12 protein-coding genes are annotated in these 12672 nt (G+C 59.3%); 3 read left to right on the top strand and 9 right to left on the bottom strand.

Annotated features, from left to right (window positions below; translation table 11 throughout):
- Positions 1-32: 32 nt before the first annotated feature.
- Entirely contained in the window at positions 33-776 is a 744-nt protein-coding gene (locus M5C71_RS24530) for an XRE family transcriptional regulator (RefSeq protein ID WP_103498945.1), read from the bottom strand.
- Between the two features lie 215 nt (positions 777-991).
- Here M5C71_RS24530 and M5C71_RS24525 point away from each other — a divergent pair, with 215 nt between their 5' ends.
- From M5C71_RS24525 to fdxA, 3 genes are all read left to right on the top strand, one after another.
- A complete protein-coding gene (locus M5C71_RS24525; RefSeq protein WP_248745156.1) occupies positions 992-1726 on the top strand; it encodes a carbonic anhydrase family protein in 735 nt (244 codons plus the stop codon).
- Between the two features lie 227 nt (positions 1727-1953).
- The gene (gene mutS / locus M5C71_RS24520) at positions 1954-4533 is read left to right on the top strand and encodes a DNA mismatch repair protein MutS (protein ID WP_248745157.1); all 2580 of its coding nucleotides are present in this window, start codon (positions 1954-1956) and stop codon (positions 4531-4533) included.
- A gap of 142 nt (positions 4534-4675) precedes the next feature.
- On the top strand, positions 4676-4999 hold the full coding sequence (gene fdxA, locus M5C71_RS24515; RefSeq protein WP_152740255.1) for a ferredoxin FdxA: 324 nt from the start codon (positions 4676-4678) through the stop codon (positions 4997-4999).
- A 518-nt stretch (positions 5000-5517) separates the two neighbouring features.
- On the opposite strand, the gene M5C71_RS24510 is transcribed toward fdxA, so the two are convergent.
- The 8 genes from M5C71_RS24510 to M5C71_RS24475 form a co-directional block, all read right to left on the bottom strand.
- On the bottom strand, positions 5518-5742 hold the full coding sequence (locus M5C71_RS24510; protein ID WP_103498949.1) for a hypothetical protein: 225 nt from the start codon (positions 5740-5742) through the stop codon (positions 5518-5520).
- Positions 5743-5918: 176 nt separating this feature from the next.
- Positions 5919-7199, bottom strand: coding sequence for a HAMP domain-containing sensor histidine kinase (locus tag M5C71_RS24505; protein ID WP_152740253.1), 1281 nt, complete (start codon positions 7197-7199; stop codon positions 5919-5921).
- Entirely contained in the window at positions 7189-7872 is a 684-nt protein-coding gene (gene colR, locus M5C71_RS24500; protein WP_103498950.1) for a two-component system response regulator ColR, read from the bottom strand. The genes M5C71_RS24505 and colR overlap by 11 nt, the downstream gene beginning before the upstream one ends.
- Positions 7873-8040: 168 nt before the next feature.
- The gene (gene groL, locus M5C71_RS24495; protein WP_248745158.1) at positions 8041-9687 is read right to left on the bottom strand and encodes a chaperonin GroEL; all 1647 of its coding nucleotides are present in this window, start codon (positions 9685-9687) and stop codon (positions 8041-8043) included.
- Between the two features lie 49 nt (positions 9688-9736).
- Positions 9737-10030 (bottom strand): co-chaperone GroES, encoded by a 294-nt coding sequence (locus M5C71_RS24490; RefSeq protein ID WP_152740251.1) that lies wholly within the window; start codon positions 10028-10030, stop codon positions 9737-9739.
- Positions 10031-10280: 250 nt separating this feature from the next.
- On the bottom strand, positions 10281-10754 hold the full coding sequence (locus M5C71_RS24485) for an FxsA family protein (protein ID WP_103498953.1): 474 nt from the start codon (positions 10752-10754) through the stop codon (positions 10281-10283).
- Positions 10755-10819: 65 nt separating this feature from the next.
- Complete coding sequence (locus M5C71_RS24480) at positions 10820-11551, bottom strand: HugZ family protein (protein ID WP_248768902.1); 732 nt, start codon at positions 11549-11551, stop codon at positions 10820-10822.
- 112 nt (positions 11552-11663) lie between these two features.
- Positions 11664-12671, bottom strand: coding sequence for a DUF481 domain-containing protein (locus tag M5C71_RS24475; RefSeq protein WP_248745160.1), 1008 nt, complete (start codon positions 12669-12671; stop codon positions 11664-11666).
- Position 12672: the final 1 nt, after the last annotated feature.

Here is a 12672-nt window from a genome sequence, read left to right as displayed (position 1 = left end):
ATAGCTGTGGGTTTTTTCTCAATCAGAAGTGCTTAGCGGGCGTACATGCCCCACCAGAAGACGTGACCAAGGATGGTGATCTGCTCTTCCTGGATCTCCTGGAAGCTGTAGTCCTCATCCGGATGCTCGTCGCGGTTGAAGCTACGCAGGCGGATCCCGGTCGGCAGGCGATAAAGCTGCTTCACCCGCAGCTGTCCGTTGTGGTTGATGGCGTAAAGGTCACCGTCGACGATATCGCCTATGGCGCTCTTGCCGGCGTTGACCCCGACCGTGGCGCCGTCGCGCAGCACCGGCAACATGCTGTTGCCGCGCACGGTCACGCATTTGGCCTGGTCGAACTGCACGCCATTGTGGCGCAGGCTGCGCTTGCCGAAGCGCAGGCTGGCCTTCTCGCTTTCCTCTATAACGAATCTTCCTGATCCAGCAGCCAATTCAACCTCGCGAAGAAAGGGGACGGACACTTCGTCTTCATCGACGGGTGTGTCGTCGTCCCACAGGCTTATATCCTTGAGTTCGGAGTGCGGCGTGCCCTGCTCCTGATCCCGGGCAACGGCAACCGGTGCGCGTCCGCGCAGTTGGTCGGTGCTGATGCCGAAGTACTCGGCGACCTTCGAGATGTGCTTGTCCGAAGGATCGACGATCTTCCCGCTGAGGATCCGCGACAGGGTGGATTGGGGCACGCCGGTACGACGGTGAAGCTCCGTAGGGGAGATCCCGTGTCGGTCGAGCAGTGCTCGTAGGACGGTAGAAACGTTGCGTATTTGCATAATGCGCATATTGCTTGCGCTTTTCGGGAATGGCAAATGCTGATTTGCATATTTTATGCATAGACAGTCGCACAGGCGCGGCCAAGGGCGATGGGAGCCTTATTTCCGCCCAATAGCGATCAGCTCTATCGCAAATCCGTATTAAAAACTGTCATTTCTGACAGTAGTTACTTACTTTTCCGAATCTTAAGCTCGGGTCTCGACATTGCTCGAGACCCACCATCATGAACACCTCCAAAGTGGCCGTATCCGTGATACTTGCCATCCTGTCGTTGAACAGCCACGCCGCCTCCTGGGGTTACGAGGGGAATGTCGGCCCCACCCACTGGGGTCAGGTGGATCCGGACTACATCAGTTGCAGCACCAGCAAGGAGCAGTCACCGGTCAATATTGAAACCCACCATGCGAAACGTTCGAAACTCCCTGGCCTGTCGTTCCAGTACATCCCTCAAGCCGCTGAAATCACCAACAACGGGCATACGATTCAAATCAATGTCGCCCCCGGCAGCCTGCTGCGCTTTGACAATGAAGACTTCGAACTCAGGCAGTTTCACTTCCATACCCCGAGTGAAGAGGAAATAGACGGCAAGTCCTTTCCGATGGACGCGCACTTTGTCCACAACTCTGAAGACGGACAGATTGTCGTCGTGGCGGTCCTGTTCAAGGAGGGAAGAAAAAACCAGAACCTGGAAGCTGTTTTCAACACGCTGCCGGATGTGGGCAAAATCACGGAAGTTGTGGCCTTCAATCCCGCCAGCGTCCTCCCCTCTCAAGGCAGCTATTACAAATACCAAGGCTCGTTGACCACACCGCCTTGCAGCACAGGTGTTACCTGGCTGGTCCTGAAGACACCGGTCGAGCTGTCTCATGAACAGATCGCCGCCTTTCAGAAGCTGTACCGGATGAATGCACGGCCTGTCCAACCGTTGAACTCGAGGGTTATCGAGTCCAGCGATTGAATGTCGACGACAGCTGAACAAGCCCGCGGGCCGCGCGGATAACAGCGACGTAGCCGGTCCGCCATCGAAACAGGAAAAAAGTTTGACTCCTCCCTGTCCGGATAGGCTGCAAAAGGCCATACCAGCGGACATCCAACCTGCCGTGTTAACCTTGCCCCCATCGAAAAAGTCCCGCGCCAGGCGCTCGACTTCGCACTCCACTCAAAACGAATCCGCCTAAGTATCCGATGAGTAAAAATAGCCCCGATCTTTCCTCCCACACCCCAATGATGCAGCAATACTGGCGCCTGAAGAACCAGCATCCCGACCAGCTGATGTTCTACCGCATGGGCGACTTCTACGAGATCTTCTATGAAGACGCGAAGAAGGCCGCCAAGCTGCTCGATATCACCCTCACCGCCCGTGGGCAATCAGCCGGGCAGGCGATTCCGATGTGTGGGATTCCTTACCATTCCCTCGAAGGTTATCTCGTCAAGCTGGTGAAGCTCGGCGAATCAGTGGTGATCTGCGAACAGATCGGCGATCCGGCCACCAGCAAGGGGCCGGTCGAACGGCAGGTGGTGCGGATCATCACCCCTGGCACCGTCAGTGACGAAGCCCTGCTCGATGAGCGCCGCGACAACCTGATTGCCGCGGTACTGGGTGATGAACGTCTGTTCGGCCTGGCCGTGCTGGATATCACCAGCGGCAACTTCACCGTCCTCGAAATCAAGGGTTGGGAAAATCTGCTGTCGGAGCTGGAGCGGATCAACCCGGTCGAGCTGATGATCCCGGATGACTGGCCACAGGGCCTGCCTGCGGAAAAGCGTCGTGGGACACGTCGTCGTGCGCCGTGGGACTTCGAACGGGACTCCGCGCTCAAAAGTCTCTGCCAACAATTTTCCGTACAGGATCTGAAAGGCTTCGGCTGCGAAACCCTGACCCTGGCCATCGGCGCCGCCGGCTGCCTGCTCAGTTACGCCAAGGAAACCCAGCGCACCGCCCTGCCGCACTTGCGCAGCCTGCGCCATGAACGCCTGGACGACACCGTGGTGCTCGACGGCGCCAGCCGCCGTAACCTGGAACTGGACACCAACCTTGCCGGTGGCCGCGAAAACACCCTGCAATCGGTGGTCGACCGTTGCCAGACCGCCATGGGCAGCCGCCTGCTGACCCGTTGGTTGAACCGCCCGCTGCGCGACCTGCGTGTCTTGCAGGCACGCCAGAGCTCCATCACCTGCCTGCTCGAAAGCTACCGCTTCGAAAAGCTGCAACCGCAGCTCAAGGAGATCGGAGACATCGAGCGGATCCTTGCGCGGATCGGCCTGCGCAACGCCCGGCCTCGCGACCTGGCGCGCCTGCGCGATGCCCTCGGCGCCCTGCCGCAGTTGCAGGATGCGATGCTCGAACTGGACGCCCCGCACCTCAAGCAACTGGCCGTCACCACCAAGACCTACCCGGAGCTGGCGATCCTGCTGGAGCGCGCCATCATCGATAATCCGCCGGCGATCATCCGCGACGGCGGCGTCCTGAAAACCGGCTACGACACCGAACTGGACGAACTGTTGTCGCTGAGCGAAAACGCCGGGCAGTTCCTGATCGACCTGGAAGCCCGGGAAAAAGCCCGCACGGGCCTGGCCAACCTCAAGGTCGGCTATAACCGGGTCCACGGCTATTTCATCGAGTTGCCGAGCAAGCAGGCCGAGTCGGCACCGGCAGACTACATCCGGCGCCAGACCCTCAAGGGCGCCGAGCGCTTTATCACCCCGGAACTCAAGGAATTCGAGGACAAGGCCTTGTCGGCCAAGAGCCGCGCCCTGGCCCGGGAGAAGATGCTCTACGAAGCCTTGCTCGAAACCTTGATTGGCGAACTGCCGCCGCTGCAGGACACCGCCGCGGCCCTGGCCGAGCTGGATGTGCTGAGCAACCTCGCCGAACGCGCACTGAACCTGGACCTGAATTGCCCGCGCTTTGTCGACGAACCGTGCATGCGCATCAGCCAGGGACGCCACCCGGTGGTCGAGCAGGTGCTGACCACACCGTTCGTAGCCAATGACCTGGCGCTCGATGACAATACCCGCATGCTGGTGATCACCGGTCCTAACATGGGCGGTAAATCCACCTACATGCGCCAGACCGCGCTGATCGTGCTGCTGGCCCATATCGGCAGCTTCGTGCCAGCAGCCAGCTGCGAGTTGTCCCTGGTGGACCGGATCTTCACCCGGATCGGTTCCAGCGACGACCTGGCCGGAGGACGCTCGACCTTCATGGTGGAAATGAGCGAAACCGCCAACATCCTGCACAACGCCACCGAGCGCAGCCTGGTGCTGATGGACGAAGTCGGACGCGGCACCAGCACCTTCGACGGCCTGTCCCTGGCCTGGGCAGCGGCGGAACGCCTCGCGCAACTGCGGGCCTACACCCTGTTCGCCACCCACTACTTCGAACTGACCGTGCTGCCGGAAAACGAGCCATTGGTGGCCAACGTGCATCTCAATGCCACCGAGCACAATGAACGCATCGTCTTCCTCCACCACGTACTGCCCGGCCCGGCCAGCCAGAGCTACGGCCTGGCGGTGGCACAGCTGGCCGGCGTGCCGAGCGATGTGATCACCCGTGCCCGCGAGCACCTGAGTCGCCTGGAGACCACCAGCCTGCCCCACGAGCAGCCGGTCGCCAAACCAGGAAAACCAGCCGCTCCGATGCAAAGCGATATGTTCGCCAGCCTGCCCCATCCGGTGCTGGATGAACTGGCCAAGCTCAACCTCGACGACCTGACGCCACGGCGTGCATTGGAAATGCTCTATACAATGAAGACACGGATCTAACGCAGCGGACTACAAGCTGCTAGAATCTCGCGCGGTTTGGGATGCTGCGAACTATTAGCCTGGTTCGCAGACTATCGCTCCCAGACCTGGCGAGCCCATTCTGATAGGGTTTCGCTGCCGCCGCCTGAGGAGAGAACTAGAAATGACCTTCGTCGTCACCGACAACTGCATCAAGTGCAAGTACACCGACTGCGTAGAAGTCTGTCCGGTGGACTGCTTTTACGAAGGCCCGAACTTCCTGGTCATTCACCCGGATGAGTGCATCGACTGCGCGCTTTGCGAGCCGGAATGCCCTGCTGTGGCTATTTTCTCCGAGGATGAAGTCCCGGAGGATATGAAGGAGTTCATTCAGTTGAACGTTGATCTGGCCGAGATCTGGCCCAACATCACTGAGAAGAAAGAATCACTGCCGGACGCTGAAGAGTGGGATGGCAAAAAAGGCAAGATCAAGCACCTCGAACGCTGATTGCACCGCGCTCGACAAAAAGGCCCCTTGCGGGCCTTTTTTTTGTGCCTTCACTTTTCTACAGGCAAAAAAAAGGGGCGGTGTGACCCGCCCACATTTTTTCCCTAGTCCCTTTTTTCCCTTTCATCGTCCTGATGAATCGCATCCCGCGATGTTCCTTCCAGCAATCTGTCCTTGATCGCCGTGTCTATCCGTCGACACAGGGGCGATATTAAAGACTTTCTGAGTCGCTGCAACAGGATCCAAAGTGCCATCTCTTCAGGATTGGATCCATTAAAAACACAAAAAAACCATATATTTCAATTGGTTAAGAGAAATACCCAGTAATCGAGACAGCAAATTATCCTCGATCGCTTACGCAAGATGTAAGCAATGGCTTACACGCCGAGGCAGGTAAAACAGAACTTCTGGATCCAATCCTGGCCCGCAGCGTCCAAAAGCGGGTGCTGAATGAAGCAAACGGCGCACATAAAAAAGGCCTCGATCAATGCGAGGCCTGGGAGACAGACAGGACGACTTCAACTCTGCGGCTTGAGCCCTTGGGAAAGGCCGAACATGAACAACAGAAGATCGTGGTCGGGTTTGGCATCGGCCGCCTTGGCAACACGGGGCATAGGACAATGTCCGGCACCGGCCGCGGTAGTCAGGACCTCAGGACCGGGCTGCTCCCAGACCACCAGGGCCAAGGAGGCCACGGCCAGCGCACTGACCAGAAACAAACCTCGAGCGACTTCTAACTTCATTACCATAAGCCTTTGATGGTATTGCTGAACATCTATCCTCAAAATAGCTCAGTTTTCCCTGTGCCGTGGCACTCAACGACGAGTGGTGTCGTAGCTTTTTGAGATCATCCGCCGCGTCTTGGCGTATTTCAGGGCGCCAAAGACGGGCCTTTCCCAGGTGAACATTTCGTTTCCGGTCATGTATCAGGCCCGCCCAGGTCAACATGAAAGCGGCAGCCATTGGGTGTCATGGTGGTCAGGCTGACATGCCAACCCTGGTTTTCGCAGATCCGCTGGACCAGAGACAAGCCCAGCCCAAGGCCTTCACCGCGTTTTTCGTTACCGCGTACGAAGGGCTGGAACATGGCTTCGCGCTTCTCTTCCGGAATCCCCACGCCGCTGTCTTCCACCACGAACCCGGCCGGCTCCAGGCTCAGGCGGATAAAGCCCTGGTCGGTGTAGTGCAAGGCATTGCGCAGCAGGTTACCCATTACGGCGTGGAGGAAGGTGGCGTTATAGCGGGTATCCGGAGGATTGCCGGGATCGACGATCAGCCTCAGGCCCTTCTCTTCAATCGGTGCACGCCACAATCCGATCAAGTCGTCCGCTACCCGACTCAGGGAGACCTGCGGCGACATGCTGGCGTCCTCACGCTGGGCCCGGGCGAGCATCAGGAAGGTCTGCACCAGCTCGCGCATTTCCTCGCAGGCCCGGGCAATGCGCTCGACCTGATTGCGTCCGCGCTGGTCAATGGCCGGGTTTTCCAGCAACAGCTCACAGGAGGTCGCCAATACCATCAGCGGCGTACGCAGTTCATGACTGACATCGCTGGTGAACAGGCGCTCGCGAGTCAGGGCGTCGCGCAGCCGGCCGAGGGTGGCGTCAAACGCCACCGCCAGTTCACCCACTTCGTCAGCGGCGTAATCCGGCGCCAGGGACGGTGCCAGCCCGAGTAACTGATCACGATGACGCACCTGGCGGGCCAGGCGTACCACTGGCGCCATCACCCGCCGGGCGAGAATCCAGCCGAGAAACACGGCCAGGGCCAGGGCCAGGACAAATCCCACCAGCACCACGGCAAACAATACCCGCTCACGCTCTTCGAAGTCACTCTGGTCCTGCAACAGCACGTAACGCCGACCGTCGACCACCTCGACCATGGCGTGGTAGGACAGTTGGTCGCGAAACACCTCGTGGAACCCGGCGTCCAGATGACGCAGATCCCTGGGCAAGGCGAAATCCCCCGGACCGCCGCTGAAATAGAACAGTTGATCGGGTTCGGGTCGATGGCTCCAGTCATTGACACTGTCCATCAGCAACAGACGCTGGAGATCGCCTCCCAGGCCTGCGGAAATCAGCCTTTCCTCAACCAGGTGAACCGTCGCCACGATACCTATGGCAAAGGTCCCCGCCACCAGGGCGCTCATCAGCGCAAAGGCGATGATGATGCGTTGGGCAAGGCTCTGTTTAAACTCCATCGCGGCCTTCAGCCAGGCGATAGCCGACGCCATGTACGGTATGCAGCAAAGGCTTTTCGAAAGGCTTGTCGATCACCTGGCGCAATTGGTGGACGTGACTGCGCAAGCTGTCGCTGTCCGGGCAATCGTCGCCCCACAGGGCTTCCTCGAGGACTTCGCGACGCAGTACATGGGGGCTTTTCTGCATCAGCACCGCCAGCAGCTTCAAGCCCACCGGGTTGAGCTTGAGCAGACGCCCTTCGCGGGTCACTTCCAGGGTATCGAGGTCGTAGCTCAGCTCACCGACCTGCAAGGCCCGGCGTCCGCCGCCCTGGGCCCGGCGCAGGACTGCTTCGATCCGCGCCGCCAGTTCCGACAGGGCGAACGGCTTGAGCAGGTAGTCGTCGGCACCGGACTTGAAACCTTGCAGACGATCATCCAGTTGATCGCGGGCGGTGAGCATGATCACCGGGGTGTCGCGCCGGGCATCTTCACGCAGGCGCTTGCACAGGGTGAAACCATCGATACCCGGCAACATGATATCCAGCACGATCAGGTCGTAATGTTCGGTGGCAGCCAGGTGCAGGCCCGACAAGCCGTCCTGCGCACAGTCCACGGTATAGCCTTTAAGCCCCAGGTAATCAGCCAGGTTGGCGAGGATATCGCGGTTGTCTTCAACCAGTAGAATTCGCATGGGTACTCTCTCCGTACGCGGTAACGGCCATGTCTTGGCTCGCGCAGCTTAAGGGCAAGCCTGTGGCAGCGACAAGCCGCGCGATAAAAGCAGTCGCTGCGCCCATAACTCGCCGAAAAAAAGAAACCCCGCACAAGGCGGGGTTTCTTTGTAGCAGGTGGGGCCGACTTACATCATGCCGCCCATACCACCCATGCCGCCCATGTCTGGCATACCGCCGCCAGCTGCACCTTCTTTCTTCGGTGCATCGGCAATCGCAACATCGGTGGTCAGCAGCAGACCAGCAATGGAAGCAGCTGCCTGCAGCGCCGAACGGGTTACCTTGGTAGGGTCCAGGATGCCCATTTCGATCATGTCGCCGTACTCGCCGGTAGCAGCGTTGTAACCGAAGTTGCCTTTGCCGTTCTTGACTGCGTTGACCACGACACTTGGCTCATCACCGCTGTTGGCGGCAATCTGGCGCATCGGCGATTCAACGGCGCGACGCAGCACGGAGATACCCACGTTCTGGTCGGCGTTGTCGCCGGTCAGTTCGGTCAGTGCTTCCAGGGCACGGATCAGGGCAACGCCACCGCCAGGGACCACGCCTTCTTCAACGGCTGCACGGGTAGCGTGCAGGGCGTCTTCAACGCGGGCTTTCTTCTCTTTCATTTCAACTTCGGAACCAGCACCGACCTTGATCACTGCAACGCCGCCGGACAGCTTGGCCAGACGCTCTTGCAGTTTTTCACGGTCGTAGTCGGAGGAAGTATCGGCAACCTGGGCACGGATCTGAGCGATACGGGCTTCGATGTCGCCTTGAACGCCAGCACCGTCGACGATGATGGTGTTTTCCTTGGACAGGGTCACGCGCTTGGCGCTGCCCAGGTGGTCCAGGGTGGTGCTTTCCAGGCTCAGGCCGATCTCTTCGGAGATCACGGTACCGCCAGTCAGGACAGCGATATCCTGCAGCATCGCCTTGCGACGATCACCGAAGCCCGGTGCCTTGACGGCAGCGACCTTGACGATACCGCGCATGTTGTTCACAACCAGGGTCGCCAGGGCTTCGCCTTCAACGTCTTCGGCCACGATCAGCAGTGGACGGCCGGCTTTGGCAACGGCTTCCAGCACTGGCAGCATTTCGCGGATGTTGGAGATTTTTTTGTCGACCAGCAGGATCAGCGGGCCGTCCAGCTCGGCGACCATGGTTTCCGGCTTGTTGACGAAGTACGGGGACAGGTAGCCACGGTCGAACTGCATGCCTTCTACAACCGACAGTTCGTTTTCCAGGCCCGAGCCTTCTTCAACGGTGATCACGCCTTCTTTACCGACTTTTTCCATGGCTTCGGCAATGATGTCGCCGATGGAGCTGTCGGAGTTGGCGGAGATGGTGCCGACCTGAGCGATGGCCTTGGTGTCGGCGCAAGGCTTGGACAGGGCTTTGAGCTCTTTGACGATGGCGATGGTCGCCTTGTCGATACCGCGCTTGAGGTCCATCGGGTTCATGCCGGCAGCGACAGCCTTCAGGCCTTCGTTGACGATCGACTGAGCCAGTACGGTGGCGGTGGTGGTGCCGTCGCCAGCGTCATCGTTGGCACGGGAAGCAACGTCCTTGACCAGTTGCGCGCCCATGTTTTCGAAACGGTCTTCCAGCTCGATTTCCTTGGCAACGGAAACGCCGTCCTTGGTGATGGTCGGAGCGCCGAAGCTCTTCTCGATGATCACGTTACGGCCTTTCGGGCCCAGGGTCGCTTTTACCGCGTCAGCCAGGACGTTGACGCCTTTGAGCATTTTTTTGCGGGCGGAGTCGCCAAACAGAACTTCTTTAGCAGCCATGATCGTAATTCCTTGAATACTTTGTCGTAACGGGAAAAATGAGCGGGAATCAGCCTTCGATAACAGCGAGAATCTCGTTCTCGGCCATTACCAGCAGGTCTTCGCCGTCTACTTTCACAGTGTTGCTGCCGGAGTAAGGGCCGAATACCACCTTGTCACCCACTTTCACGGCCAGCGCACGGACTTCACCGTTGTCCAGCACGCGGCCGGTACCTACAGCGAGAATTTCACCGTGGTTGGCTTTCTCGGCAGCCGAACCTGGCAGCACGATACCGCCGGCGGTTTTTTTCTCTTCTTCGCTGCGACGGATGACGACGCGGTCATGCAGAGGACGAAGCTTCATTGTCGATCTCTCCTAATTATGGTTTTCAAGGGTCGATGTCGATACCGACCGGTTTAGCAAATCCGGCGTTGCCGGTTGCGGCTCGCCAAGCGAACCGCGAAAGACTGTCTGGCGATTTTCGCCAAAACCTTGCGGTGACCGTTACATAAGGTCACCAAAGGTAATTTCAAGGGCGAGGTGACGTTTTTTTTACCTTATGGTGCCGAAAACCAACACGGCACCCGAAGGTGCCGTGTCGTTGTGCTGACGATCAGGAATCGCGGTGTTCGAACTCGCCTTCGATGACCTGGGGCTGCCGGCTGGCGGCCGGCGCCGATCCCGACGGACCACGGGGCTGCAGATCGTCGGCAAAGGCCCGCTGACGCAATGCCTGCTCTTCGACGCGCCGACGCATGCGGTCGGCCAACAGGCGGCGGGTCATGGGCAACAACAGGACCAGGCCGATAATATCGCTGATAAACCCCGGCAGCAGCAGCAGGCCACCGCCCAGGGCCAGCATCAGGCCCTCGAGCATGGTCTGGGCCGGCAACTCGCCGCGGTTGAGACTTTCCCGCGCCCGCAACGCCGTGGCGATCCCTGCAACCCGCAGGACCAGCACACCCAGCATCGAGCCGAGAATGATCAGCGCCAGGGCCGGGAAAAACCCGATCGCGGTACTGACCTGGAAAAACACATACAGCTCTAGCACCGGAAACAGCAGAAAGAGCAATAAAAAAGCGCGCATCAAATGGTTCCTCTACGGAAGAATGCCTTCCACTTAACCTGAGATGACGTCGACAGGTTGTGAATTCAAGCTGAAGCGGCTTCCTTTTTTGGCCAATGCTCGGCGTGAGCCAGGGAAACCAAGGCTTCGCGAACTTGTGTCGGCGTGTTGCAAGGTGCTTCGAAGGGCAGCCAGTACAGCGCCTGGCCAATGCGCAGATGCATGCCTTCGGTGTCGATACCCGCCAGTTGCGCAGGCACTGTATCCGGCAGGCCGGCCAGGGCGACGTAGTGGGCGATGGCCTTGGCGTGGTCGCTGTTCATGTGTTCGACCATGCTGATCTCGGCCTTGCCGGCGAAGGGGTTCGCCAAGGTGACCTGATCCAGCCAGTGAATCGCGCCGAAACCACCGATATAGCGGTGCCGCACCGGGTTGAGGACCCAGAAGTCGAAATCGTGGGCCTGATGGTAGTTCCGCGAATCCGGGAAGTAGCGATAGTAACGCTCGGCCGCTGCCTCGATCGCCTCGGGATCGCTGAGCTTTTCGGCCTCGGCCAGGTAGGTCAGGCGACCGACCGCCTGCACGTCTTCGGCATCGCGCTCGCCCACCAGCAGGGAACACTTGGGGTCCTTCTGCAGGTTATGGGTATGCTGGGCGATCCGGCTGATCAGGATCAACGCCCGCCCCTGGTCGTCAAGGCAGTAAGGCACCACGGAGCCAAACGGGAAACCGGGCATGGCCTTGGAGTGCGTGGACAACACCCCCCGGTACTCCTTGAGCAGCAGCTCACGGGCGTTCTTGGCAACTTCAGTAATCACCTTTATGACTCCTCGTCAGAAACCGTCGGCAAGCCCTTGGACTTGCGAATGAAAATCAGTGACAAAATAAACATTATCTGTGACGGAGGCCAGGGTCGGGAAAGCGGTGCGATTACCAGACGACGCCGAAGCCAGCCGTGTAGCGGGTCTTGTTCAGGCTGCTCTCCGCATCGCCCTGGACCACGTTGCGCTCGGCCTTGAGGTTCAGCGAGGCCCACTCGGTCACTTTGTAGCGCAGGCCCATCTGGGCGTCGAGGGAATACTCCGAAGGCCCGCTCAACGGCTTGCCCACTTCGCCGTTGGTGAAGAACTGCACCGTCTTGCCCACCAGGTTACGGCTGTAGTCCCATTTCATCCCCAGCGAATAAAAGTTCTTCTTATCGCCGTTACTGTACTCGTAGTCGGTATTGTTGAGCAGCGAACCGAGGGAAAACGCCCCCAGCTCATTGTCCCAGAACTGGTAGCCAGGACCGGTACCGACGATACGTTGGCGCGACAGTTCTTCCACGAAGTCACGCTTGTAGGTCAGGCGCCCCTGCCAGAACCACTTTTCGGTGATAAAGCGGTCCAGGGCATACTCGACGTTCCAGTTGTTGGCGGTCACGATATTGTTCTGGAACTCGCGGTTGTACTCACCCTGGGCATTATGCCGCCAGGCGCCATGGCGGGCAGTGGTCTTGAAGCCGATGTCGTAGTCGTCGGTGTCCTGATCCGCCCGTTTGTAGTCCAGGGCCAGGTCGACATTGCCCTTCCACACCAGGTCCTCGATCACCGGCTTGGGCTTGACGATCTGCTTGATACTCACGAGGTCGACGGTTTTCGGCGCCTCGCCGTTGACCAGCGTCACCTTGCCGTCCGCCGCCGCTTTCAGGGACTTGGCCTTCTCCCCCGTGTAGGCATCCTGCTTGACCAGCAGCTCCTGGTCGCTTTCCAGGGTCTTGACCTGCTTCCAGTCCACCGGGATCGCTCCGGCGTAATCGGTCTGGATCAACAGCTTGCCGCCGTCGAACAGGCTGATCTTGCCCGTCAGGCGATCGCCGTTCTTCAACCAGACGGTATCGGCCAGCAACGGCGTCGAGGCACTGAGAACAGCAAGGCACAGCAGGGTTCTGGATAACATA

This window comes from Pseudomonas sp. MWU12-2345, assembly GCF_023242385.1.
Lineage (GTDB): Bacteria > Pseudomonadota > Gammaproteobacteria > Pseudomonadales > Pseudomonadaceae > Aquipseudomonas > Aquipseudomonas gingeri_D.
This window is presented reverse-complemented; position numbering and strand designations above follow the sequence as displayed.